The organism is Burkholderia sp. MSMB1588 (genome assembly GCF_001546925.1).
GTDB lineage: Bacteria > Pseudomonadota > Gammaproteobacteria > Burkholderiales > Burkholderiaceae > Burkholderia > Burkholderia humptydooensis.
Genome location: NZ_CM003770.1, coordinates 2,166,173 through 2,191,748 on the forward strand (window position 1 = coordinate 2,166,173; position 25,576 = coordinate 2,191,748).

Annotated in this window: 21 protein-coding genes and 1 pseudogene; 9 read left to right on the forward strand and 13 right to left on the reverse strand. The window is 66.9% G+C overall.

All coding sequences use genetic code 11. From position 1 onward, the window contains the following. Positions 1-8 precede the first annotated feature (8 nt). From WS92_RS08730 to WS92_RS08760, 8 genes and pseudogenes are all read right to left on the reverse strand, one after another. Positions 9-992 carry a formylglycine-generating enzyme family protein gene (locus WS92_RS08730; RefSeq protein ID WP_015602818.1) on the reverse strand — a complete coding sequence of 328 codons (984 nt, stop codon included), beginning with the start codon at positions 990-992 and terminating at the stop codon, positions 9-11. Then, positions 989-1,699, reverse strand: coding sequence for a 1,6-didemethyltoxoflavin N1-methyltransferase (locus tag WS92_RS08735; protein ID WP_006027199.1), 711 nt, complete (start codon positions 1,697-1,699; stop codon positions 989-991). Before WS92_RS08735 ends, WS92_RS08730 begins: the two co-directional genes overlap by 4 nt. Then, positions 1,696-3,393: a WD40 repeat domain-containing protein gene (locus WS92_RS08740; protein ID WP_059929773.1), complete on the reverse strand. Its 1,698-nt coding sequence runs from the start codon at positions 3,391-3,393 to the stop codon at positions 1,696-1,698. The genes WS92_RS08735 and WS92_RS08740 overlap by 4 nt, the downstream gene beginning before the upstream one ends. Beyond that, positions 3,390-4,034 (reverse strand): GTP cyclohydrolase II, encoded by a 645-nt coding sequence (gene ribA, locus WS92_RS08745; RefSeq protein WP_045554747.1) that lies wholly within the window; start codon positions 4,032-4,034, stop codon positions 3,390-3,392. Before ribA ends, WS92_RS08740 begins: the two co-directional genes overlap by 4 nt. Before the next feature lie 18 nt (positions 4,035-4,052). Beyond that, positions 4,053-4,258: pseudogene (locus tag WS92_RS31560) on the reverse strand (hypothetical protein); the annotation flags it as partial. Positions 4,259-4,313: 55 nt separating this feature from the next. Then, positions 4,314-5,936 carry an efflux RND transporter outer membrane subunit OprB gene (gene oprB / locus WS92_RS08750; RefSeq protein WP_242425343.1) on the reverse strand — a complete coding sequence of 541 codons (1,623 nt, stop codon included), beginning with the start codon at positions 5,934-5,936 and terminating at the stop codon, positions 4,314-4,316. Positions 5,937-5,938: 2 nt separating this feature from the next. Then, on the reverse strand, positions 5,939-9,049 hold the full coding sequence (locus tag WS92_RS08755) for an efflux RND transporter permease subunit (RefSeq protein WP_059934811.1): 3,111 nt from the start codon (positions 9,047-9,049) through the stop codon (positions 5,939-5,941). Continuing rightward, positions 9,046-10,143 (reverse strand): efflux RND transporter periplasmic adaptor subunit, encoded by a 1,098-nt coding sequence (locus tag WS92_RS08760; RefSeq protein WP_041861912.1) that lies wholly within the window; start codon positions 10,141-10,143, stop codon positions 9,046-9,048. Before WS92_RS08760 ends, WS92_RS08755 begins: the two co-directional genes overlap by 4 nt. A 150-nt stretch (positions 10,144-10,293) precedes the next feature. Between WS92_RS08760 and WS92_RS08765 the strand changes: the two genes are divergently transcribed. Further along, on the forward strand, positions 10,294-10,986 hold the full coding sequence (locus tag WS92_RS08765) for a helix-turn-helix transcriptional regulator (RefSeq protein WP_059934810.1): 693 nt from the start codon (positions 10,294-10,296) through the stop codon (positions 10,984-10,986). A gap of 10 nt (positions 10,987-10,996) precedes the next feature. On the opposite strand, the gene WS92_RS08770 is transcribed toward WS92_RS08765, so the two are convergent. Continuing rightward, positions 10,997-12,751 carry an N-acyl-D-amino-acid deacylase family protein gene (locus WS92_RS08770; RefSeq protein WP_059934809.1) on the reverse strand — a complete coding sequence of 585 codons (1,755 nt, stop codon included), beginning with the start codon at positions 12,749-12,751 and terminating at the stop codon, positions 10,997-10,999. A gap of 438 nt (positions 12,752-13,189) precedes the next feature. On the opposite strand from WS92_RS08770, the gene WS92_RS08780 reads away from it, so the two are divergent. After that, the gene (locus WS92_RS08780) at positions 13,190-13,666 is read left to right on the forward strand and encodes a hypothetical protein (RefSeq protein ID WP_059934808.1); all 477 of its coding nucleotides are present in this window, start codon (positions 13,190-13,192) and stop codon (positions 13,664-13,666) included. A 22-nt stretch (positions 13,667-13,688) separates the two neighbouring features. On the opposite strand, the gene WS92_RS08785 is transcribed toward WS92_RS08780, so the two are convergent. Then, positions 13,689-14,015 carry a hypothetical protein gene (locus tag WS92_RS08785; RefSeq protein ID WP_242425344.1) on the reverse strand — a complete coding sequence of 109 codons (327 nt, stop codon included), beginning with the start codon at positions 14,013-14,015 and terminating at the stop codon, positions 13,689-13,691. A 484-nt stretch (positions 14,016-14,499) separates the two neighbouring features. Here WS92_RS08785 and WS92_RS08790 point away from each other — a divergent pair, with 484 nt between their 5' ends. Continuing rightward, entirely contained in the window at positions 14,500-15,012 is a 513-nt protein-coding gene (locus tag WS92_RS08790; RefSeq protein ID WP_059934813.1) for a BCAM0308 family protein, read from the forward strand. Between the two features lie 54 nt (positions 15,013-15,066). Continuing rightward, the gene (gene ftsH / locus WS92_RS08795) at positions 15,067-17,049 is read left to right on the forward strand and encodes an ATP-dependent zinc metalloprotease FtsH (RefSeq protein WP_059934807.1); all 1,983 of its coding nucleotides are present in this window, start codon (positions 15,067-15,069) and stop codon (positions 17,047-17,049) included. A 78-nt stretch (positions 17,050-17,127) separates the two neighbouring features. On the opposite strand, the gene WS92_RS08800 is transcribed toward ftsH, so the two are convergent. From WS92_RS08800 to WS92_RS34535, 3 genes are all read right to left on the reverse strand, one after another. Then, positions 17,128-17,733 carry a rhomboid family intramembrane serine protease gene (locus WS92_RS08800; RefSeq protein WP_006027213.1) on the reverse strand — a complete coding sequence of 202 codons (606 nt, stop codon included), beginning with the start codon at positions 17,731-17,733 and terminating at the stop codon, positions 17,128-17,130. 185 nt (positions 17,734-17,918) lie between these two features. After that, positions 17,919-19,409, reverse strand: coding sequence for an arginine-ornithine antiporter (arcD, locus tag WS92_RS08805; protein WP_059934806.1), 1,491 nt, complete (start codon positions 19,407-19,409; stop codon positions 17,919-17,921). A gap of 31 nt (positions 19,410-19,440) precedes the next feature. Beyond that, a complete protein-coding gene (locus tag WS92_RS34535; protein ID WP_138110275.1) occupies positions 19,441-19,785 on the reverse strand; it encodes a hypothetical protein in 345 nt (114 codons plus the stop codon). 410 nt (positions 19,786-20,195) lie between these two features. On the opposite strand from WS92_RS34535, the gene WS92_RS08810 reads away from it, so the two are divergent. The 5 genes from WS92_RS08810 (at position 20,196) to WS92_RS08830 (ending at position 25,566) form a co-directional block, all read left to right on the forward strand. Beyond that, positions 20,196-22,007, forward strand: a complete 1,812-nt coding sequence (locus tag WS92_RS08810; RefSeq protein ID WP_082744160.1) for an NAD(P)-binding domain-containing protein — start codon at positions 20,196-20,198, stop codon at positions 22,005-22,007. A 245-nt stretch (positions 22,008-22,252) separates the two neighbouring features. After that, positions 22,253-22,891 carry a LysE family translocator gene (locus WS92_RS08815; protein ID WP_015603122.1) on the forward strand — a complete coding sequence of 213 codons (639 nt, stop codon included), beginning with the start codon at positions 22,253-22,255 and terminating at the stop codon, positions 22,889-22,891. 740 nt (positions 22,892-23,631) lie between these two features. Next, a complete protein-coding gene (locus WS92_RS08820) occupies positions 23,632-24,123 on the forward strand; it encodes an NUDIX hydrolase (protein ID WP_059934804.1) in 492 nt (163 codons plus the stop codon). Continuing rightward, on the forward strand, positions 24,120-24,575 hold the full coding sequence (locus WS92_RS08825; protein WP_059934803.1) for a nucleoside 2-deoxyribosyltransferase: 456 nt from the start codon (positions 24,120-24,122) through the stop codon (positions 24,573-24,575). Before WS92_RS08820 ends, WS92_RS08825 begins: the two co-directional genes overlap by 4 nt. Before the next feature lies 1 nt (position 24,576). Beyond that, complete coding sequence (locus tag WS92_RS08830; protein ID WP_059934802.1) at positions 24,577-25,566, forward strand: thymidylate synthase; 990 nt, start codon at positions 24,577-24,579, stop codon at positions 25,564-25,566. Positions 25,567-25,576: the final 10 nt, after the last annotated feature.

Here is a 25,576-nt window from a genome sequence, read left to right on the forward strand (position 1 = left end):
TCCGGCGCTCATCGCGACTCCGCGAGCCGGAAGCCCATTGCGTAGATGTCGCGCTGATAGCGGCCGTGGCGGCGCGCGCAGCGCGCGAGATCGCCGAAGCGCGTGAAGCTGCCGCCGCGCGCGATCCGGTAGCTGCCCTGCGTGACGGCGAGGTCGTCGGCGATCGGCTCGCCGCCCGGATACGGTCGATAGTCGTCCGACACGTATTCCTCGACGTTGCCGGCAAGGTCGTCGACGCCGAACGCGCTGCGGCCGAGCGGGAAAATGCCGACGGGCGTCGTCGACAGCGGCCCGGCCTCGACCGTGTTCGCCGCGCGCGGATCGAACGCGTCGCCCCACGGGTACTCGGCGCCCGTGCCGCCCGACGCCGCGTATTCCCATTCGGCCTCGGTCGGCAGCCGGAAGCGCCGGCCGGTCGCTTCGCTCAGCCAGTCCGCATATGCGTCGGCGGCCTCGGCGGGCACCGACCAGACCGGATGGTTCGCGCGCTCGACCGGATAGACGCCGAACGTCCAGGCGCTCGGCAGCCAGCGTGCGCCCGTTTCCTCGAGGAACAGCCGGTATTCGAGGTTCGTGACCGGGTAGCGCATCACGCGGTACGCGGCGAGCTCGGCCGTATAGCGCGGGCATTCCTTCTCGATCCATTCGCCGGTCACGCCGACGCGCGCCCATTCTGCGATCACCTGCGGCACGCGCTCGGGCTCGGTGCCGAGCCGCGCCTGCGCGGCAGGCACGTCGCACATCTGCGGATCGAGCGGGCGGATGCGCGGGTCGCCCGCGAATCCGAGCAGCGTGCCCGCCGCATAGCGCCGCTCGAACGGCGCGTCGGCATCCTCGGCGATCGCGATCCACTGCGCGCTCGTCATGCGCAGCAAGTCGACGTGCGTCGAGAAGACCGTCGCGCTCGTGCGCGCGACGAACAAGTCGTCCGGCAGCGCCATTGCCGCGCGATCGCTGAGACGGTTCGGGTTATCGGCCAGCTTGAACGTCATGGGCATCCACTCGCGTCAGTCGGATCGGATTTGCGGACCGTCATCACCAGGTAGTGCAGGCCGGCTTTCGGCCGCGGCACCCGCTGGCTGCCGACGGGCGTGAAATGCGCGGCGCCCAGCAGTTCGGCGAGCTCGGGCTCGGTGAACTCGCGATAGAGGCGCTGCGCGTGATTCGCGTAGAGCCGGCCGGGGCCGTCGGATTCGAACACCGAGATCGTGAAGAGCCCGCCCGGCCGCAGCAGGGCGTGAATGCGCGCGAGGTACGCGCGATACGCGTCCGGATGCTGGTGATGCAGGCAGCCGTTGTCGAGCGCGCCGTCGAAGCGGGCCGCGCCTTCGAGCTCGGTCACGGGGCGCGCGACGAAGCGCACGCGCTCGCCCCAGCGCTGCGCGAGCTGCGCCCATTCGGGCGGCTCGACGAGGTCGACCGCCGTCACCCGGTGCCCGTGCTCGAGGAGGTACGCGGTGTCGCGGCCGCGGCCCGCGCCCGCGTCGAGGATGTCGGCGCTCGCGCCGAGATGCGCGTGCAGGATCGCGCTCGCCGGGCGCATCGCCGCCTCGTCGGTCCAGACGTCGCGGCCGTCGTGATAGCTCGACACGAAATCCGAGCGCAGCACCGCCGCGTATTCGCGCGGCGCCGCGAGCGGCCCGTCGACGGGCGCGATCGTGCGCTGCGCATCGATGTAGTGCGGTTCGGTGGCGCTCATGCGTGCTCCAGCGGGATGCGGTACACGTTGCCGTCGTATGAGCTCGCGACGAACGCGCGTGCGGCCGGATCGTACGCGAGCGACGACACGCCCGCCGTCGTCACGCGCGCGTCGATCGCCCAGCGCGCGCCGGTGCGATCGTAGACGGCGACGCGGCCGTTGTAGCTGCCCGTCGCGACATAGCGCCCGTCGGCACTCGCCGCGACGCACTTGATCGAGTGCGTGTGCGGCGTCGCGATCACGTCCGCGTGATGGTCCGGCGACCAGATCCGCAGCTTCAGGTCGCGGCTCACGGACGCGAAATAGCCTTCGCCGAGGCCCGCGCAACCGTTCGCGATCTTGTCGTGCGCGTGCTTGAGCTCGAACACCGGCTCGAGCGTCGACGCGCGATACCAGCTTGCCGACGCGTCGGCCGCGACCGAGAAGATCAGGTCGCCGGAGATCGCGATGCCCTTGACCGCGTTCGCGTGCAGCGGCAGATCGGTCACATGCGTCGCCCGCGTGCCGTCGATGCGCAGCACGATGCCTTCGCCGGTGTACGCGCCGATCACCGCGTGCGCCGCGCCGTCGCGCGCGAACGCCACGCCGCAGTTCAGCGGCGACCGATGCTGATGCAGCTCGCGGCCGCTGCGCGCGTCGAACATCTTGCCGAGCTGGCCGCCCGTCACGATCAGCTCGCCCGCCGGCGTAAGGAAATTGCACAGGCTGCCCGTGCGCGCATGCTCGCGCTGCTCGACGCGCACGATGCCCGCGTCGCCGATCGTCCACAGATGGCCGTCGACGGGCTGCACCGCGTTCACGCCGTGCGTCGGCGGCAGCTCGGCCGCGTCCCAGCGCTCGGTCTTCCAGTTGTAGCGGCGGTAGCTCGAATGGAACGTCGAGAACACGATGTGCTCGTCGCCCTCGAACGAGCACGAGCGCGGCCACACCTCGGGCGGCAGCGCCGCGCCGCCGAGCGCCTGCGGCTCGCCGGCCGCGCCGATCTTCCAGAGCCGCATCGTGCGGTCATACGACAGCGACACGAGCAGGCCCCGGTCGCCGTCGAGCACGAGGCGCTTCACGCCCGCGTCGTGCGCGTCGATCGTCGCGCGCGCGCCGTCGGCGCCGATCGCGATGATCTCGCCTTCGTCGTTGCCCGCGAAAATGCGCCCGTCGGCGGCGATCGCGATCGTGTCGGTCTCGATGCCGTCGAGATCGATGTCGGCGACGAGGCCGTTCTTCGCGAGCGACCAGCGCTTGATCGTGCCGTCGTCGCTCGACGACACGATCTCGTCGGCGCCGCGCATCCATTCGACCGAGATCACGTCGGCGGTGTGGCCGCCGAACGTGTGCAGCAGCTTGCCGCCGAAATCGTAGACCCGCACGCGGTGATCGCGCGACGCGGTCGCGACGAGCGGCTTGTCCGGATGGAACACGCTCATCTCGACGTCGTCCTCCTGGTCGGCAAATACGGCGACGAGCCGCAGATCGGGCACGGTCCAGAGGCGGGCGCTGTAATCGGACGACGACGTGACGACGTACGCGCCGTCGGGCGAGAACGCCCCCTGGTTCGCGAGGTGGTCGTGCATCGCGCGGGCGAGCGGACGCTGGGTCTTCGCGTCCCACAGGATGACCTGGTTGTCGTAACCGGCCGTCAGGACGTACTGGTCGCGGTGCGCGGCAATCCCGCTGATCGGTGCGCGGTGAGTGATCATTGGAGTTCCTGGCTGAGGTTGATGGCGTGACGGTGGTGATCGATCTTCGCGCGCAGGTAGCCGTGGTTCGTGGTGTTGACGAACACCCCCGTCTGCCTCACGCGCCGAATCCGGATGCCGTGCCTTTCGATCTGCGAGACCTTGTCCGGGTTGTTGGTGACGAGCGAGATCTCGGTGACGCCGAGCGCCTGCAGCATTTGCGCGGCGACGCGGAAATCGCGCATGTCGTCGGGGAAGTTCAGCGCGCGGTTCGCGGCGAACGTGTCGAGGCCTTGCGCGATCTGCAGGCGGTACGCGTCGAGCTTGTTGTACAACCCGATGCCGCGGCCTTCCTGGCGCAGATAGAGCAGGATGCCGCCTTCGCGGCCGAACATCGCGACCGACTCGTCGAGCTGCTCGCCGCAATCGCAGCGCGCGGAGCCGAACACATCGCCCGTCAGGCACTCGGAATGCACGCGCACGAGCGGCGCGTCGGCGAGCGGCCCGAAAACGAGCGCGAGATGCTCGGCACTGTCGCACAGGCCCTGGAACGTCACCATCTCGGGCTCGAACCGCTGTTGCGCGGTGCGCGGACGAATGGGGACCTTGACGCGCGTACGGACGGACGCGCTCAGCGTTGGGGGGATTCGACCATCGTTCATGCTGTGCCTCAAGGTTATTCAACATTGAGATACGCATCGCGAAGAACACGGAAGTCTTTTGGGATTGTTGTGTCGAATGCTTGAATCGATTTCCGGGTTGTTGCTGTCTCTCGGGTTCTAGGCGAGCTCTTGATTGGCTGCTGCGTCCGATTGTGCAAAAGCATCGCCGATTGTGCATCCGTACCGATTACGGTATCGCCGGTCATTTTCCGATCCGCTTTTCGATTCGTTTCCGATTCGTTTCCGATCCGCTTCATCGCCGCGCGGTTGGTTGCGCGCTCAACCAACTTCCGACGCCGCTCGCGATAACGACGCCGGCGCGGCCGCCTTGCCGTAGTCGACGGGCGCATCGGCCGGGCGCGGCGTCTCGCCCGCGCGCTCGATCCAGCCGCCGCCCAGCGCGCGATACAGATCGACGAGGTTCGTCCAGCGCGCGAGCCGCGCGCTGATCAGTTGCTGCTGCGCCGAGTACAGGTCCGTCTGCGCGGTCAGCACCGACAGATAGCTGTCGACGCCGTTCTTGTAGCGCAGGTCCGACAGATCGTAGCGGCGCTGCTGCGCATGCTCGTTGCGCTCGAGCGCCGCGATCTGCTGATCGTACGTGCCGCGCGCGGCGAGCCCGTCCGACACCTCGCGGAACGCGCTCTGGATCGCCTTCTCGTAGTTCGCGATCTCGATGCGCTTCTGCACGTGCGCGAGATCGAGGTTCGCGATGTTCTGCCCGCCTTCGAAGATCGGCAGCGCGATGCTCGGCGCGAACGACCACGCCGCCGTGCCCGCCTTGAACAGGCCGCCGAGCGTCGGGCTCGCGGTGCCGAACGCGCCCGTGAGCGAGATCTTCGGGAAGAACGCCGCGCGCGCCGCGCCGATGTTCGCGTTCGCCGCGCGCAGCGTCTGCTCGGCCTGCATGATGTCGGGGCGCCGCGTCAGCAGATCGGACGGCAGCCCGGCCGGGATGTCCGTCAGCAGGTTCTGCGCGTTCAGCGGCAGGCCGGCCGGCAGATCGTCGGGCAGCGGCTCGCCGATCAGCAGCACGAGCGCGTTGAGCGCCTGCGCCCGCGCGCGCGCCTGCGCCTGCTGGTTCGCGAGCGCCGTCTCGACGACCGTCTGCGCCTGCCGCAGATCGAGCTCCGAGCCGGTGCCGTTGTCGAACTGCAGCTTCGTCAGGTCGTACGACGCGCGCGCCGTCTTCAGCGTGTTCTGCGTGATCTGCAGCAGGTCGTCGGTCGACAGCAGCGTCAGATACTGATCGGCGACTTGCGCGACGAGCGAGATCTCCGCCGCCTTGCGCGCCTGCGCGGTCGCGAAGTATTGCGCGAGCGCCTGGTCCTTCAGGCTCTGCACGCGGCCGAACAGGTCGAGCTCCCACGACGCGGACACGCCGACGTTGTAGGTCCGCGTGATGAGCGGCTGGCCCGTCGTCGATACGCCGGCCGGATAGCGCTGGATCGTGCCCGTGCCGGTGCCGTCGAGCGTCGGGAACAGGCCCGCGCGCGTGATCTGATACTGCGCGCGGGACGCCTCGACGTTCAGCACCGAGACGCGCAAATCGCGGTTGTTCTTCAGCGCGATCTCGATCAGCCGCTGCAGGCGCGGATCGACGAAGAACTCGCGCCAGCCGATGTCGACGGCCGACTGGCCGTTCGCGCTGCGCGCGCCGGACGCGGCGCCCGGCTGCGCGGCGTAGACGCCGTCGGTCGGGAACGCGCCCGACACCGGCGCGGCCGGACGCTCGTAGCGCGGCGCGAGCGTGCAGCCCGCGGCGAGCAGGGCGGCCGCGACGGCGGCTGCACGGACCGTCGCGCGTGCGATCGAAGCGGCGGCGAAGCCGCGCGCGCCGCGGTGACGACGGCGCGAGGCCGCGGCCCCATCGTGAGGAAAGCGATGCATCGTGTCGTTCATGGTTATCGAATGGCTGCGAGCAGTTGCGCGCGCTCGCTGCGCATCGCCGCGCCGTGATCCTTCGCGACGAACGTGTAGACGGTGGGGAGCACGAACAGCGTGAAGAGCGTGCCGACCAGCATGCCGGCCGACACCGTGATGCCGATCGCGAAGCGGCTCGCCGCGCCGGCGCCCGCGGCGAACACGAGCGGCACGAGGCCCGCGACCATCGCCGCCGTCGTCATCAGGATCGGCCGCAGCCGCACCGCCGCCGCGCGCTCGATCGCCGCGCGCCGGTCGAGCCCGTCGTGGCGCTGCAGATCGTTCGCGAAGCTGACCATCAGGATTCCGTGCTTCGAGATCAGCCCGATCAGCGTGACGAGCCCGATTTGCGTATAGATGTTGAGCGTCGCGAAGCCGAGGTAGAGCGGCGCGAGCGCGCCGCAGACCGACAGCGGCACCGAGACGAGGATCACGAGCGGATCGCGCAGGCTCTCGAACTGCGCGGCGAGCACGAGGAAGATCACGATCAGCGCGAAGCCGAACGTGACGGCGAGCCGGTTGCCTTCCTGCACGTACTGCCGCGATTCGCCGAGCCAGTCGATCGAGACGCCGGGCGGAAGCTTCTGCGCCTCGAGGAACGCGACCGCCTCGCCCATCGTCACGCCCGGCGCGGGCACGGCGGAAAACGTCGCCGCATTCATCTGGTTGAACTGGCTGAGCGCGTTCGCCTGGCTGCCGTTCGTCACGTGGATCACCGTCGACAGCGGGATCATCTGGCCGGAACCCGTCTTCACGTAATAGCGGCTCAGCATCTCCGACGACAGCCGCTCGCCGCGCGACACCTGCGGAATCACGTCGTACGAGCGGCCCTTGAAATTGAAGCGGTTCACGTAGTTCTCGCCAACGAGCACGGCGAGCGTATCGGCGATGTCCTTCATCGTCACGCCGAGCGTGTTCGCCTGATTGCGGTCGATCGTCACGCCGACCGCGCGGCTGTCGAACGTCAGGTCGCTGTCGACGACCGCGAAGAGGCCGCTCTTTTGCGCCGCCGCCTTGATCCGCTCCATTTGCGCGTAGAGATCCGCGAAGCTCGACGGCGCGCGCAGCACCATCTGGATCGGCAGCCCGCCGCTCGACGCGGGCAGCGCCGGGAGCTGGAACGCGAACACGCGGTCGCCGCGGATCTCGTCGCCGCGCGCCTGGATCAGCGCCTGCAGCGCCGACGCGCTGCGCGCGCGCCTGTCCCAGTCGACCAGGTTCACGCCGGCGAAGCCGAGATTGCTGCCGCCGTAGCTGTTCAGGATGAAGCTCGTGTCGGCTTCGGGCAGCGTGCGGAACACGCGCTCGATGTCGGGCGCGTAGCGCTCCATGTAGTCGAGGTTCGCGTACTGCGGCGCCTTCACCGCGACCATGATCGAGCCCTGGTCCTCCTGCGGCGCGAGCTCGCGCTTCACGCCGGAGAAGAGCAGCACGATGCCCGCCAGCACGCCGGCGCCGATCAGCAGAATCGCGGGCCGCGCGGCGAGGCTCGCGCGCAGGCCGCGTCGATAGACGCGCGTGACGCGCTCGAGCGCGTGTTCGATCGCTTTCGCGACGCGGCCTTCGGACATCTTGCTCGTCAAGAGCAGCGAGCCGAGCATCGGCGACAGCGTGAGCGCGACGATCCCCGACACGAGCACCGCGCCCGCGAGCGTGAACGCGAACTCCTTGAAGAGCGAGCCGGTGAGGCCGCCCATCAGCCCGATCGGCGCGTAGACGGAAATCAGCGTGGCCATCATCACGAGCACGGGCGACGCGATCTCGCGCGCGCCGATCAGCGCCGCGCGCACGGGCGGCTCGCCTTCCTCGATGTGGCGGTGGATGTTCTCGACGACGACGATCGCATCGTCGACGACGAGCCCGATCGCGAGCACCATCGCGAGCAGCGTCAGCAGGTTCAGCGAGAAGCCCGCGGCAAGCATCAGCGCGGCCGAGCCGACGAGCGACAGCGGAATCGTCAGCACCGGGATGATCACCGCGCGAAACGAGCCGAGGAACAGGAAGATCACGACGACGACGATCGCGATCGCCTCGGCGAGCGTCGAGCGGACTTCGGCAATCGACGCGTTGACGAAGCGCGCGCCGTCGAACATGTTTGCGATCTGGATGCTCGCCGGCTTGTTGCGCTCCATCGCGGGCAGCACCGCGCCGACGCCGCGCACGATCTCGAGCGGATTGCCCGCGGGCGTCGCGTTGACCGCGATGTACACCGCGCGGCGGCCGTTCATCAGCGCGCTCGAGTTGTAGTTCTCGCCGCCGATCTCCGCGGTTGCGACGTCCTTCAGCCGCACGAGCCCGCCGCCGTTCGGCGCGTTTTTCACGACCATCTCGTTGAACGCGCCGACGTCGGTCAGATCGGTGTTCGCCGAGATGTCGGCGATCGTGAGCGAGCCCTTGACCTGGCCCGGCGCTGCCTGCACGTTGTTCGCGCGGATCGCCGCGGCGACGTCGCCCGCGGACAGCCCGTGCGCGGCGAGCCGCGTCGCGTCGAGCCAGACCCGCATCGCGAGGTTCTGGCCGCCGAGAATCTCGGCGGAGGCGACGCCCGGCACCGTCGTCACGAGCGGCTGCGCGACACGCACGACGTAATCGGTGATCTGCGGAATCGACAGCGTGTCGCTCGCGAAGCCGAGATACATCACCGCCGTCGGCGCGTCGGTGAGCTTCGTGATCACCGAATCGTACGCGTCGGCGGGCAGCTTGTACTTCACCTGCTGGACCTTGGCCATCACCTCGGTCATCGCGCGGTCCGCGTTCGCGTTCAGGCGCAGCCGAGCCTTCACGACGCTCTTGCCCTGCGTCGTCGTCGACGTGATGTACTCGATGCCGTCAGCGGTCGCGATCGATTGCGCGATCGGCGTCGTCACGAAGCCCTGCATCAGGTCCTGCGACGCGCCGGGGTAATCGGTCTCGACGCTGATCGTCGCGCTCTCGAGCGCCGGATACTGGCGCACCGGCAGCGACATCAGCGCGCGCAGGCCGACGAGCAGGATCAGCAGGCTGAACACGAGCGACAGCACCGGGCGGCGGACGAACACGTCCGTGAAGCGCGCGTGCGCCGCGCCCGAATCGTGAGGTGCGCCGGCGTTCATTGCGCGGCTCCCGAGCCCGCGCCGTCGTCGAGCGCCACTTTCACCCTGTCGCCCGCCGCGAGCCGCACTTGGCCCGATGCGACGACGACGTCGCCCGGCCGCAGCCCGTCGGCGATCGCGATGCGGCCTTCGGCGCGCCGCCCGGTCCTCACCGGTTGCAGCCGCACGACGCCAAGCCCGTCGCGGCCCGGCTTGCCGACGACGAGCACCGATTCGCCGCGCTGCGACGTCTGCACCGCCGTGTCGGGCACCGTCAGCGCGCGCTCGCGCGGCGGCAATTCGAGCCGCGCCTGGATGTACATGCCCGGGCGCAGCAGATGATCGGGGTTCGCGAGCGTCGCCTGCACGGCGACGTTGCGCGTGTCGGCGCCGATTTGCGGCTCGATCGCGCTCACGCGCCCGATGAGCGCGCGATCCGGATACGCATCCGTCGTGATCGATACGTTCTGGCCGAGGCGCAACTGGCTCAGGTTCTTCTGCGGCACCGTGAAGTTCGCGTACAGCGTATCGAGATCAGTGAGCGTCGCGATCGCGTCGCCCGCGCTCAGATACTGGCCGAGGTTCACGCGACGCAGGCCGAGCACGCCGTCGAACGGCGCGCGCACCGCCTTTTGCGTGATCACCGCTTGCGTCTCGCGGATGTCGGCCGCGGACGCGTCGAAATCGAAGCGGTGCTGATCGAAGATGTTGCGCGGCTCCGCGCCCGTCTGCGCGAGCGCCTGCGACCGGTCGAGCTGGCGCTTCGCGTACGCGGCCTTCGCCTGGATCGATGCGAGCTTCGCGCGCTCCGGCTCGTCGAAGAGCTGAACGATCAACTGCCCCTTGCGAACCGTCGCGCCGGCTTCGAAGTGCAGCGCGACGATTCGGCCGGCCACTTCGGGCGCGAGCGTCACCTGGCGGACCGCGTCGAGCGAGCCGACCGCGTCGAGCGTCACGCGCTCGGGCGCGGCGCGCACGGCGACGGCCGAGACCGTCAGCACGGTCGGGGGAGCGGGGGGATGATCGGCGGCCTGCACGCGGCTTTCCCGCCACAGGAACAGCCCGCCGAAAATGAACGCCAACAGCGCCAATGCAAGCAATAGCCGACGGCCCATGGAAATCTCTCAGTCATTTTGTAAGAATCGCGGACATGATTTGTCTGACAACGCAATAAGTCAAGCATATCCTTTGTTTATTTGGGTGATTTGCCGGTGCGTCTTGCAATATCATTGCATTGCACAAGTTCGACGTTTGATAATGCAGCGATGGACGATAATTTCTCAAAGCAGGAAATTCCGGTCTCCGAGCGCGTGCTGAACGTGCTGAAGCGGCGCGGGCCGCTGCAGGCGGCCGAGCTCGGCGCGTATCTCGGCACGACGGGCGAAGCCGCGCGGCAGCAATTGAAGAAGCTCGAGGCGGACGGGCTCGTCGAGGCGGAAAACGTGCCGCAGGGCGTCGGGCGGCCGGCGCGGATCTGGCGGCTCACGTCGCTCGGCCACGGCCACTTTCCGGACGCGCACGCGGACATGACGGTCGACCTGATCCGGATCATCCGCGCGACGCTCGGCCAGCCGACGCTCGATCTGCTGATCGCCGCGCGCGAGACGGAGATGCGCCGCACGTACGCGCAGACGCTCGCCGGCGTGACGGACCCGGAGAAGCGGATCGCGCGGCTCGCGGAGCTGCGCGACCGCGAAGGCTATTTCGCCGAGTGGTCGCGCGCGCCGGACGGCGACGGCTGGCTCTTCATCGAAAATCACTGCCCGATCTGCGCGGCCGCGACCGCGTGCCAGGGGTTCTGCCGCTCGGAGCTCGAGATTTTTCGCGAGATGCTGGGCGATGCGCTGAAGATCGAGCGCATCGAGCACATTCCGGCCGGCGCGCGGCGTTGCGCGTACCGGATTCGGCCGAGCGGTGCGAGGACGACCGACGAAGACGGGCGCGCGCGTGGCGAATGACCGGCTGGCTCTAGCGCGTCGCCGCGCGCAGGAACTGCCCCGAGCGCCGCGTCTCGCCGAAACCGTCGGCGAACGCGCCGTCGCGATACACGAGCTGCCCGTTGACGAGCGTCGCCGCGATCGCCGCGCCGCTGCGGTTCACGAGCCGCCGCAGCCCGCCGAACACGGCCATGTCCTCTTCGTGATAGGCGTCGACCGACGCGTCGAGATGCTCGGGATCGACGATCGCGATATCGGCGCGGTCGCCCGCGCGCAGCGTGCCGGCATCGATCCCGAAGTACGCACCGAGCTCGCCCGTCAAGCGATGCACCGCCTGCTGCACCGACATGAACGGCCGTCCGGCGCGCTCGGCCTCGCGCACGCGGCGCAGGAAGCGCACGGGCGCGTTGTAGAACGCCATGTTGCGCAGGTGCGCGCCCGAATCGGCGAAGCCGATCTGCAGCGACGGATGCGTCGCGATCCGGTCGAGCACGTCCGCGCGGTGATTCGCGATCGTCATGCACCAGCGCAGCTTCTGTCCGTGCGCGACGACGAGATCGAGGAACGCGTCCGCCGGATGGATGCCGCGCTCGTCCGCGACCCGGCCGAACGACTTGCCAACCACCGACGCATCCGGGCAGCCGACGATCCGCGTGTCGTGCAGATCGCGCGTCCACAGCCGCAGGTCGAGCCCCTTGCCGACCTGCTTGCGGAACTCGCGCCGGTAGCCTTCGTTCTGCAGCAGCCGGTTGCGCTCGAGCGCGTCGGCGAGATGCAGCGCCGCGCGGCCCGCGCCGAATTCCTCGAAGATCACGAAATCGATGCCGTCCGCATAGACTTCGAACGGCACCGGCAGATGCTGCCAGACGAGCTCGCCGCGAAACAGCGCGTTCGCGAGCCGCACGCCGCCGAGCAGCACGTCGACGGTGCCGCGCGGCGCGGCCTTGCTGTCGGCCGCGACGAGGAGCGACGTGCGCAGCGGCTTGCGCACGAAGTAGCCGCAGCTCTCGGCCATGAAGAGCAGGCCGTTCAGCGGATTCGTCGTGTTCGGCGCGCTTTGCAGCACGCGGCCGCGGCGGCGCAGCACGCGATTGAGCCGACGGTACTCGCGCCACGTCGCGAACGTCGACGGCAGCGACTTCGACCGGTAGCGCTCGCCGTCGAGCTTGTCCCACGGCGTCGTCATCGACGACAGGCCGACGAAGCCCGCGTCGAGCGCGTCGCCGAGCAGCCGCTCCATCCGTTGCAGCTCGGCCTCGTGCGGCCGCACGCGGTCGTCGACCGCGCGCCCGAGGCCGAGCACGTGCGTGCGCAGGTCCGAATGGCCGAGGAACGCGGCGACGTTCGGGCCGAGCGGCAGCGATTCGAGATGGCGGACGTACGAAGCCGCAGTGTCCCAGGTCTTCACGCGCGACAGCACGGCGAGCATCTGCTCGCGCGGCAGCGCCTCGACGCGGCTGAAGAGGTCGGTGCAGTCGAGCGCGTTCGCGTGGACCGTCGACAGCGAGCACGAGCCGAGGAAGACGCTCGTCACGCCGTGCCGCACCGATTCGGGCAGCCCCGGCGACACGAGAATCTCGGCGTCGTAATGCGTGTGAATGTCGACGAAGCCGGGCATCACCCATTTGCCGGTCGCGTCGATTATGCTCGCGCCGTCCGCGGCGAGCGGCGCGTCCGACACGGTCGCGACGCGGCCGTCGCGTATGCCGAGGTCGCGCGTGCCCGGCTCGGCCAGCGTGCCGTCGAACCATAGGCCGTTGCGGATGATCGTGTCGTAGCGCGCCATCTTGGGGTGTCTCCGTATCGTTCTATGGACGGCCGGGCGGCGGCGAGCCGCAACGCGACGGCCGTCGTGCCCCGCTCAAACGTTACATTGATCGATGTCAAGATGAATTGCAAGCGAGCATTGCTTCGAATCGACGCATCGATTCGGCCCGGCTTCCGGGCGTCGGCGCGCGGCTCACGCCGCTGACGATCGCGCGGAACAGGGGCGCGGCACGATGGAGCCGTTGATCTCGACGCCCGTCGCGCCGCTCGATCCGATGCTCGGCAAGGTGATCTCGCATTTTCGCGATCGGCTCCGTCGATGTGGCGCGGGAAATCGCTCGATTGGCGCGGTCGCGCGCACCTCGTGCACGCATCGTACGCCATTGACGCACGTCAAGCAGCGACGCAACGGGCGCGCTACGTTGTGACGTATCGTGCGTGCGCTGCGGGGGACGGGATGAATGCTTCGACGATACGAGCGGCGGCGCGCGCGGCCGGCGCCGCGCTCGCGTGCGCGATCGCGGCGAGCGCTTCGGCACAGATCCATGTCGGCCACGGCGGCGGGTTTCACGGCAGCCCGCCGGGGCACGGCCATCCCGACTTCCACGGCCGCGACTTCGGCCACTTCGCGCCGCAAGAGAACCTCCGCTGGCGCGGCGGCCACTGGTCGCGCGGCTGGCACGGCAGGCGCTACGCGTGGTGGTGGGTGGTCGGCGGCGTCTGGTACATCTATCCGGCGCCCATCTATCCTTACCCCACCTACGTCCCGCCCGCGGTGGTCGAGCAGGAGCCGCCGCCCGCGCCGAGCGGGCTGCCGCCCGCATCCGCGTGGTACTACTGCGCCGATCCGCAGGGCTATTTCCCGTACGTCGCGTCGTGCAACGTGCCGTGGCAGGCCATCCCGGTGCAGGCCGACGAGCCGGTGCGGCCGTGAGCGGCCGGCCGCGCGCGTGCGCTCAGCACTCGCCTTGCTTGAATGCGTCCAGCGACGATTTCATCTGCGCCTTGCCGGCTGTGCCGTCCGGCAGGGCGTCGACCTTTTGTTCGACGGCGGGCACGATGTTGCATCGCGGTCCGCTCTTGTTGACCAGATTGTCATGGTTGCCGCTCTTTTCGGTGTACGTGTAGAAATCCTTCCCGCAATGAAAATGCGGTCGGGCCGAGCTCGTGACGTAGTCGCTGTTGCTGCAATACGCCTTCTTGAAGTTGGTGGACTTGGCGAATCCGGCGAGCGGAACGACGGCGAGGACGGTGCAGATCAGCATGCGAGTGCGTGGCAGCATCGGGGGGTTCTCCGGGGAAGGAACGTTCGACGGGCGGCCGTTCGCCTGCGGCGACGGGCCGGCGGCGCGGCAACCGGAAGGCGAGGCGGGTTGTGCGCAGCGCGCCTACGGTACGACGAATCGCGGATACCGCGCACCTCCGCAATGCCGGCGGTGCCGACGGATCGAATGGCGCCGGCGATCGTTGCGGCTGGCGAAAGGACGCGCGAGGGCCAGCCGCGCGGGCCGATCGCGCAGGTTCCACTCGATTGACTACGGATTTGCACCAATCGGTGTGCGCGATCCGGCGCGATGTGGCCGACCGTTGATCGGCGTCAATCGCGTGCGCGGGCGATCGCCGATGCTCGGTGATGTACGTCGCGCGCCGCGTGCCGATGTGCGTTGTCGGCATTGCGGCGAATCCACGATTCCGGCGATGCCCGCGCATGCCGCCGGCCGCCCGGCGCCGCCCGCGAAACGTACGACCTATCGACAAGGAAAGACGATGATCCACGGATCGAACGAACTCTATGCGGCGATGCGGCAGCGCCGCGATCGCACGCCGCGCGCGCATCCCGCGGACAGCTACGGCGCGCCGGTGCGCCTGAAGAGCGGCATGGGCTGCACCGAATGCGGCGCGCTGTACGACGACGGCCGCTGGAGCTGGCACGCGACGGCGGGCGCGCTGCTGCAGATCGTGTGCCCCGCGTGCCGCCGGATCCGCGAGCGCGCGAGCGCGGGCGAGCTGGTGCTCGCAGGCGGCTACTTCGCGCGCCGCCGCGACGACATCGTCGCGCTGCTGCGCCGTCACGCGGGCGACGACCTCGGCGCCCGCCCGCTCGAGCGCCTCCTGTCGATCGACGCGCTGCCCGCGCGCATGGTCGTGCGCACGACGGGCTCGCATCTCGTCCACCGGCTGAGCGAGGCGCTCGTGCGCGCGCACTGCGGCGATCTCGAAATCGACTATCGTGAAGGAGAGGACGTGCTGCGCGCGCGCTGGATGCGCGAGACCGCATAGCGTCCGCAGCTTTCGATTCCCCCCGTATCGCACAACGCACGCCGAGGCATCCCGATGAAGAGCGAAACCGGATACTTGGGATTCGTCGTCGTGCTCGTGTTCATGGTGCTGCTCGCGCTGCAACTCGCGACGCTCAGCGCACCGGCGACGCAGATCGCGTACAGCGATTTCCGCAAGCTCGCGACGGCCGCGCAGGTCGACGATCTCGAAGTCAGCCAGACGCGGATCACGGGCGTGCTGCGCAACGCGGCCGCGGCGGCGGCGCTGCCCGCGTCCGACGCGGACGCGATCAAGCGCGCGGGCGCACCGTGGCGCTTCTCGACGAAGCGCGTGACCGACGAGCGCCTGATCGACACGCTCGCTGCAACGGGCACCCGCTATCGCGGCGCCGACGACGACACGTGGATCGGCACGCTCGCGTCGTGGATCGTGCCGGTCGCGGTGTTCGCGCTCGTCTGGAACCTGATGCTGCGACGCCCGCGCGGCGGCCTGCAGGACTGGTCGGGTGTCGGCAAGAGCAAGCCGCGCGTCTACATGGAGGCGAAGACCGGCATCGATTTCGACGACATCGCCGGCATCGACGAGGCGAAGGCCGAGCTCCAGCAGATCGTCGCGTTCCTGCGCGCGCCCGCGCGCTACCAGCGGCTCGGCGGCAAGATCCCGAAGGGCGTGCTGATCGTCGGCGCGCCCGGCACCGGCAAGACGCTGCTCGCGAAGGCGGTCGCGGGCGAGGCGGGCGTGCCGTTCTTCTCGACGAGCGGCTCGTCGTTCGTCGAGATGTTCGTCGGCGTCGGCGCGGCGCGCGTGCGCGATCTGTTCGAGCAGGCGCAACAGAAGGCGCCGTGCATCATCTTCATCGACGAGCTCGACGCGCTCGGCAAGGTGCGCGGCGCGGGCCTCGCATCGGGCAACGACGAGCGCGAGCAGACGCTCAACCAGTTGCTCGTCGAGATGGACGGCTTCCAGGCGAACTCGGGCGTGATCATCATGGCGGCGACCAATCGTCCGGAGATTCTCGACCCCGCGCTGCTGCGCCCGGGCCGCTTCGACCGGCACATCGCGATCGACCGGCCGGATTTGACGGGGCGCCGGCAGATCCTGTCCGTCCATGTGAAGCACGTGAAGCTCGCGCCGGACGTCGATCTCGGCGAGCTCGCGTCGCGCACGCCCGGCTTCGTCGGCGCGGACCTCGCGAACATCGTCAACGAGGCGGCGCTGCACGCGGCCGAGCTCGACAAGCCGGCCATCGACATGTCCGATTTCGACGAGGCGATCGACCGCGCGATGACCGGCATGGAGCGCAAGAGCCGCGTGATGAGCGAGCGCGAGAAGATCACGATCGCGCATCACGAGGCGGGGCACGCGCTGATCGCGCAGACCCGCGCGCACAGCGATCCGGTGAAGAAGGTGTCGATCATCCCGCGCGGCATCGCGGCGCTCGGCTACACGCAGCAGGTGCCGACCGAGGATCGCTACGTGCTGCGCAAGAGCGAGCTGCTCGACCGGCTCGACGTGCTGCTCGGCGGGCGCGTCGCCGAGGAGATCGTGTTCGGCGACGTGTCGACGGGCGCGGAGAACGATCTCGAGCGCGCGACCGAAATGGCGCGGCACATGGTTGCCCGCTACGGGATGAGCGAGCGGATCGGCCTCGCGACGTTCGGCGACGGAGAAGGGCCGGGGCTGCCGCCCGTCGTCTGGCAGCGCGGCGGCGAGCGCTGCAGCGAGAGCACCGCGACGCGGATCGACGACGAGATTCAGCGGCTCCTCGCCGAAGCGCACGATCGCGTGTCGCGAACGCTGAAGGAGCGGCGCGGCGCGCTCGATCGGATTGCGCAGTATCTGCTGAAGCACGAGGTCGTCGATCACGAGAAGCTCGTGAGGCTCGTCAACGACGAGCCGGTGCCGGAGGGCGATGCGGGCGGCGGCGCAGCGAAGCGCAGCGGCGAGAATCCCGAGCCGGCGAAGCCGCTGGCGGACGTCGGAAAAATCGGCGTCACCGACAAGGCCGACAAGGCCCATCAATCCGTGCCGCAGTGACGTCGCGGCGCTCGCGTCGTGCCGACGCGTCCGGCCGCGCGCCGGAAAACCGACGTCGCGCCGGCCGCCGGCGCCCGCTCATTCGAGCGGCCATGCCTTTCGCGGCCGCGCCCAGAACAGCATCAGCGCGATCGCGCCGAACATCCCGCCCAGATGCGCGAAATGCGCGATGCCGCTCGCCGCGCCCGCGACGCCGAGCAGCAGTTCGACGCCCGCGTAGAGCAGCGCGAACACCCACGCGCGCATCGGAATCGGCGGAATCAGCAGCACGATGCGGCGCGACGGGTACAGCAGCGCGTACGCGGCGAGCACGCCGAACACGCCCGCCGACGCGCCGATCGTCGGCGCGGCGCCCGCCGCCGTGTAGCGCGCGACCGCGAGCTGCGTGAGCGCACCGCAGACGACGCTCGCGAGATAAAGCGTGCCGAAGCGCGCGCGGCCGAGCGCGCGCTCGACATCGCGGCCGAACATCACGAGCCCGAGCATGTTGAACAACAGGTGCGACAGCCCCGCGTGCAGCGCGCTGTACGTGACGATCTGCCAGACATGGAACGCGGGCGCGGCGGATGGGGCGCCCGTGCGGGGAAGCGGCGGCCATAGCGCAAACAGCGACAGCACGCGGTCGGGATCGGCGAGCTCGACGAAGAAGCCGATCAGGTTCAGGACGACGATGGCGAGCGTCATGGCGGCCGCGGGCGAGAGAGTGAGGCGTCGACGCTCATTATGCCGGCATCGTGCTATCCGCGCCGACGCCGCGCGGCATCGCGCGCAGGGCCGCGGCGCAACCGTTGGCGCTACCGCCACTGCGGCCGCCGCACGGCGCGCGGCCGCCACGCGGCGGCCGCTCGTGCGGCGACCCGCCGAGTACGCTACAGGCTGATCCGGCCGGCCGCGACAAGCCAGCCCGCGAGCAAGGCAAACGCGACGAGCGCGATCAGGATCGCCGCTTCGAACGCCTTGAAGGGCCGCTCGCCGCGCTCGCGCTTCGCCCACGCGTACAGCAGCGCGCCCGGCGCGTAGAGCAGGGCGCTCAGCAGCAGATACTTCGGGCCTGCCGCATACAGCAGCCAGCAGCAGTAGACGGTCGCGACTCCGCCGATCGCCGCGTCGCGCATGCGCATCGTCTCGCCGGGCGCATAGCCTTCGCCCTTGATCGCGATGAGGAGCGCATACACCGCGGAGAACAGATACGGCACGAGGATCATCGACGTCGCGAGCGAGATCAGCGCCTGATAGGTCGCGTTCGATACGAGCGTGACGAGCAGGAACACCTGCACGAGGCCGTTCGTCGCCCACAGCGCGTTGGCGGGCACGCCGTGCGCGTTCTCGCGCGACAGGAACGCCGGCATCACGCCGTCCTTCGCCGGCGTGAACATCGCCTCGGCGGCGAGCAGCGTCCATGCGAGCAGCGCGCCGCCCACCGACACCAGCAGCCCGACGCCCGCGATCGCGACGCCCGTGCGGCCGATCGCCTTTTCGAGGACGCCCGCCATCGACGGATTCTTCATCGCGGCGAGCTCCGGCTGCGACACGATCCCGAGCGACAGCAGCGACACGGCCATCAGCAACAGCAGCACGACGACGAAGCCGGCGATGGTCGCGCGGCCGACGTCGTCGCGGTTCTTCGCGCGCGCCGAATAGACGCTCGCGCCCTCGATGCCGATGAACACCCAGACCGTGATCAGCATCGTGCTCTTCACCTGGTCGAGCACGCCTGGCAGGTGGACGTTGCCCCAGAAGTCGGTCGTGAAGCGGTGCGGCTGGAACGCGAGCGCGGCGAGCGCGACGAACAGCACGAGCGGCATGATCTTCGCGATCGTCGTCAGCGCGTTGAGGATTGCCGCGCCGCGCACGCCGCGCAGGATCACCGCATGCATGATCCACAGCACGATCGACGCGCCGATCACCGCGGCGCGCGTGTTGCCGTCGCCGAATGCGGGAAACGCGTAGCCGAGCGTGCCGAACACGATCACCAGATAGCCGACGTTGCCGATCCACGCGCTGACCCAGTAGCCCCACGCGGAATTGAAGCCGACGAAGTCGCCGGCGCTCGCGTGCGCATACGCGTAGACGCCGTTGTCGAGCTCGGGCTTGCGGTGCGCGAGCGTCTGGTAGACGAGCGCGAGCATCAGCATGCCGATGCCCGTGATCGCCCAGCCGATCACGATCGCGCCGGCGCCCGCGCCCGACGCCATGTTCTGCGGCAGCGAGAAGATGCCGCTGCCGATCATTGAGCCGATCACGAGCGCCGTCAGCAGCGTGAACGGCAACTGGCGCGGCGCGGCCGCCTGCTGCGGCGCGGGAGCGGCCGCCGGAAGCGGTGTCGACGGGTGGAACGGATGCCTGACGGAATGCTTCATGATGAAACCTCCTCGACGATTATTGAATGTATTAAGGCACCGGCTCCGGCGGACCGGATTGACCTGGATCAGCGGCGCGCGCGGTGCGGGTTTCGGCGTCGATCCGTCGCAAGGGGCGAGACGAAAAAGCAATCGTTTGCGGGTCGAAAGAGTGCGCGCATGACGGAGGAAATCGCTTGTTCGCGGACGGCTGCATCAGGCGGGCACACGGACGGGCGGTTTTCGCTGCGCCGTTCGCGAGATACGAGAGGAAAAAATCTGAGCGTGTACCGAATCGGTCGTTCTTGCGCGGCCCGACTTTGATGTTCGAATCATCTATGGCGTCGCGAAGCCAGCCGTATTCATTTTCGCCGCGCTGGTGGCTGCTCGAATGCACGATTCACGCGCTGAAATGCTGAAATCCGCGGCTGTCAGGGTGATCGAAAGCGCTGCGATGCAAATACTGGTTCCCACCGATGCGCGCTATCATTTAAATTGATATGATGAATGTTCCTGCTTTTCTCGGCAAACCGCTTTCAACTCGAGTTGATCCGAGTGTCGTGGCGGCTCTTGGCGGGTCGGTGAATAGACCGCAGATTCACGCCTTCATGGGGTCCCATTCGTGACGCGGATGACGCGACACTTCCGAAAGCTATCCGTCACAAGCGTATCTGCAGCCAGACCGCTGACATCACTCGAGGTCCGATCCCGAGATATGCGAGTCGCGCGGCGAGGGCATGTAGACGCCGACAGCCGTCGATCTCGTGAATCGAATTCCCGCAACGATGAAAACGAGGAGAGTGCAACATGGAACATCATTCCAATGTCATCATCGGCGGTGGCCCCGCGGGCATCAACATGGCTCTCGAATTCGGGAAGCGAGGAATCGAGTATCTGTTGCTCGAAGCAAATGAGACTGTCGGTGGGCAATGGGACCGATTTCCGGTATGCGGACAGCTTATTTCGTTAAACAAGAGATATGTCCCCGGCGATAGCCACACTTATCGAATGCGATACGACTGGCACACGCTGAGCACCATTAGCGCCGATGATGTGGCAAATGATCCGCTGCTACGATTCACGGAATGGACGTCGGAACATTGGCCGTCTTCAAGAATTTACAAGGAGTATTTGAAATACGTGGCGGAAAGGAAAGGGGTCTCGCCGCACGTTCGAACGCATGCTCGCGTGCAGCGCATCGCGCGCGAAAGCGGGCGCTTCGTCCTCGGCATATCGAATGCGCAAGGCATCAGTGCTGATCGCGTCTTTTGCGCCACCGGCAAGTCGGAGCCGATAGTTCCGGACATCAAGGGGCTCGATTCCGAAACCTGCACATTCTACGGAGATTTCGAGCCCGATACCGCAGCGGAGCGTTACCGGAACAAGGTTGTCATTGTTTTGGGGCGTGGCAATTCAGCGTTCGAAATCGCGCACCATCTCGTCGACATCACGGCGGAGACGCGCGTCGTTACACGATCTCTACCGATGTTCGCCCGGCAGACGCACAACGTACATGACTTGCGGGCACAGGTCTCGGACGTGTTCGATCTGATGCAACTCAAATCCAACAACAATATTGTGAGCGACCGCATCGTCGAAGTCAGGCGAATCACAGGCGGCAGGCACGAAGGCCGCTTGCTGGTCCGCTACGAGACACCTTGCCCTCATTGGTCTCCGCCAAGATGGATGAAGCGAACCGGCATTGTCGACGATGTGATCGTATGCTGCGGCTTCAACTACACGCTGTCCGGAATCTTCGACATGGAAACCGTACGGCCGGCCATTGACGAAAAGGGAAAATATTGTCTGCTGACGTCGACTTGGGAGTCGGCCAGCGTACCAGGTCTCTATTTCCTCGGCGCGCCGATGCGCATCAACGACCCGGACGCCGCTTCCGGGTTCGTTCATGGTTTCCGATGCAATATTCAGGCGCTCGGCTCCATCGTCGCGGAAAAATATCACGGCATGGCGGTTGAACCGGTATTCGAATGCGACGTTCCGATGGCACATCCGTCCGATCAGCTCATTCATCTTTCAGCATTCCTTGTCGATCTCGTCAGCACGAGCATGCCGTTGTTCGAGCTATTCGGCTACTTCGGAAGCACGGTGACGTTCACGCCAGGCGGCGATAAAGGCGTGGTCCGCGCGCGCGTGTGGCCCGCATTTCCACGAGCATATAACCTCGAGCGCTGGGGCAAGGAACCAACGAGGCTCGAAATCGTTTTCGAATATGGATTCAGCCGATATGGCAACGGCGAGTTGCCGACTCACTATTTCACGCTGCCCGCGGATCACTTCGATACTTCCCGGAGCGCGTATGTTCATCCGGTTTTTCACGTCTATCAGGAGGGCGTCGAAGTGGATTCCTTCCATATGCAGGAAAGCCTCATCGGCCGCTGGGATCTCGACGATTACGTCGACGAGGAAACCAATCTCGACCAGTACAAGAACGTCGCGTTCAATGCATGCGCAAGTGCGTTGGGGCTGGATGAGCGCCGCAGCATGTTGCCGGTGCGCGACGAGTTCGTGGACGCATGCTATCCGTTGATGAGTGACGACGAGGTAGTCGAGGCGCTTCGAATCCAGCCAACGCTGGCTTTGCTGACGAACCGTTCTTGATTACGCACTGGATCTGCAACGAGATAAATTCCAATATTTCCCGTCGATCTGCCTTGTCAATCGTCGCTGGATCATGATCGATCGACTGAAATCGGCATGAATCCGTGTTCGTCGCCGATCGATTGGCTCAAACCAGATGTCAGCCTTCGGTTTGAACCAATCGATATTCCAGACGACGAACGGCATCAAAAAGTGACGGTACTGACTGGTCAGCGACGGTTCAAGCTGGAAACGAGGACTGCTCCATGTCTGGAAACATCACTGCGCTCGATGGACTGCTCGGGCTCATATTTACCTCTGCGGTGCTGATCGCCGTTCCCGGGCCGAGCATCATGTTTCTTGTCGGCCAAGCCATGACGACGGGACGGCGCAGTGCGATGCGCGGCGTCATCGGCAACGCGATAGGCACCTACTGCGTCGCGGTGATTGTTGCGCTGGGAATCGGTACCTTGCTGATGCGCGCCGACAACGTCCTGACGGGTATTCGATTACTCGGCGCCGTCGTTCTGCTGGCCATCGGAGTCCAATATCTGTTTTCCAGACCGTTGCCAGCGGCGGAAGTCCGGGCACCCGGCAAACGCAAACAGACATTGATCGCCGGCGTCATAGTCGGCATCACCAATCCGAAAGCCCTGATCATGTTCGGTACGATCGTGCCGAGTTTCCTGCGCCGAGGGGTCGAAAGTCCGGTGGAATCGCTGCTTTTCTTTTCGCTCGTGCCTATCGGCTTGGGTTTATTGATCGACTCGGCGTGGGTCGCGACCGCTCATGCCGTGAGTTCACGCGCATTTTTCAACGAGAAGGGCCTCAAGCTGATCAATATCGCGGGCGGAGGCTTGATGATCGCAATGGCGGTGCTCTTGGCCATGGAGACGCTGCGTTGATGGCGAGCCTGCACATCCATCGCCGTATCGCGTATGGATGCAGATCGCATCGTCCCGGCAATGCGCGCCTCGACCCACGATATGCGCGGCTGAACGGCGTCGGACCATCAAGGCCGATGCCATCAAAGAGCGTCTTCGCCGGGTTGTCAATCAGCCAATCAACGGAGCCGTCCGGCCGCACGGACAATCCGCGTTCGATACGTGTCACGCTTGCGCTCGGTCAGCCGGTAGACGGTTCGAAGTGCCGGCGAGCATCGTCCTGAATCGTTCGACGCCATCAGGACTTCAAATATCGCCGCCGCAAATAATTTCAAATATGGAAATATTTATTCCGTTTGAATGGAAGTGTGCATCTTATTTCGAAAAATTCCAGTCGCGATCAATTCCGCCAAACATCAGCTTTTTTATTTCAAAGTTGACGTTTTATTTGACGATCAACCAGCGCAACAGATGACGAGCGCGAATGAAAAAATCGAGACTGGAGATTTGGTTAAAAAATTGCAATCGGTCGAATCGACACGGTTGTGTTAGGCTAAGCGCTCCGCGAAATTTCCGAAAATGGAATGCTCGCTGAATCGCGAATTGAAAATATTTGTTCGCAAAATCCCGGCGAGTTTCGCATGGATTGTTTCATTCATTAACCACAGAGGCGGCCAATGACCGTCGATTTGCGTGTCGGGGCCAAGTCGGGGCCAAATGAACGGCGCGCGAAAAGAGGGCGCAGATGCGGAGCATCGACGATGATTGATCCGAAAGGCACGGGGGCCGCGCCGCGCGACGCGGCGGCGCTCGCGACACCGCGCGTCGCGGTGATCGCCGTGACGTTTCGCGCCGACGAAGTGATTCTCGTGCAGCGCAGCAAGGAGCCGCAGAAAGGTACGTGGGGCTTTCCTGGCGGCTCGGTCGAGCCCGGCGAGTGCCTGCGCGATGCGGCTGCGCGCGAGCTGTTCGAGGAAACCGGCGTGCGCGCGGAGATCGGCGAGCCGTTCGACGTCGTCGAGGTGATCGGCTTCGACCCGCACGGCCGGCATCACCACTACGTGCTGGTCGCGATGCTGTGCCGCCATGTCGAAGGCACGCTGCGGCCGGGCGACGACGCGGCGGACTGCCGCTGGGTTCGCGTGCCGGATGGCCTGTCCCGATTCCCGGGCGTGCTCGCGGATCACGTCACGCGGGTGGCGCAGCGCGCGCACGCCCTCTGTCATTCCAATCGAAAGGAAAACAGCCGATGAAGCGTATGTTCCTGGGCGGACCGTTCAAATCCCTGGTCGACAAGCACACCGGCGTGATGCCGGAAGACAGCATCGACCTGTTTCGTCGCGTGATCGATCATTTCGAGGCGCGCGGCTGGGACGTGCATTGCGCGCACCGGCGCGAGCATTGGGGGCGCGAATTCATGACGCCCGCCGTCTGCACGAAGACCGACTACGAGCAGATCAGCCTGTGCGACTACTTCGTCGCGTTTCCGGGCGCGCCGGCATCGCCCGGCACGCACATCGAGCTCGGCTGGGCATCCGCGCTCGGCAAGCCGATCGTGCTGCTGCTCGAAACCGACAAGGAGTACGCGTATCTCGTGCGCGGCCTCGACGAGATCACGCGCATCGAGCGCGTCGAATTCGGCGGCGACCGGATCGACCCGGCCGCGATCGAAGCCGCGATCGGCCGTTTCGAAGCGCGAGGCTGACATGCGGCGCTATCCGGGTCTCAGCGAGCTCTACCTCTCGGCGCTCAGGGACGTCTGCGGCGCGTACGAATACCGGAGCGCGCCGCGCGGGCACGCGGAGCGCGAAATCATCGGCTACGGCGCACGGATCGACGATCCGCGCGCGCGCTTCTGCCGGCACGCGGCGCGCAGGCAGAACGTCGTCTTCAACTACGCCGAGGCGCTGTGGTATCTGTCCGGCCGCAACGATCTCGAATTCATCGAGCACTACGCGCCGTCGATGGCGCGCTACAGTCCGGACGGCAAGCATCTGCCCGGCACCGGCTATGGCGCGCGGCTCATGCATTACGGCGAGCGCGCGCTCGATCAGATCGAGCGCGCGCTCGACATCCTGTCGCGCGACGACGCCGAGAGCAAGCGCGTCGTGCTGCAGATCTTCAGCGCCGACGAGGATCTGTACCGGCGCAACATCGACGTCTCGTGCACGCTCGGCCTGCAACTGTTGCTGCGCGAGGGGCGGCTGCACCTGGTCGCGTTCATGCGCGCGAACGACGCATACGTCGGGCTCCTGAACGACGTGTTCTCGTTCACGTTCCTGCAGGAGTATGTCGCGTCGCGGCTCGGCTGCGAGATCGGCACGTATTCGCATCACGTCGGCTCGATCCACGTGTACGACGACAATCTGCCGCGCGTGCGGGCACTCCTCGACGACGGCGATGCGGCGATCGTCACCGCCCACGCGCCGCCGCGAATGCCCGCGGGCACGAACCCCGCGACGATCGGGCGCGTGCTCGAACACGAAGGAAGGATTCGTGCGGGACGGATGTCGCTCGCCGCGCTCCAGGACCTCGATCTCGATCCATATTGGCGCGACGTGCTCGGCCTCTTCTGGATCTACCGCGAGATCAAGGCGGGCAGCCCGCCGCCCGACGATGCGCTCGCGTTCGTCGGCCCGTTCCATCGCGCCTATCTGCTGAACCGGTGGAACATCGCGTCCGCCTCGCTTCAATAACGCACAGGGA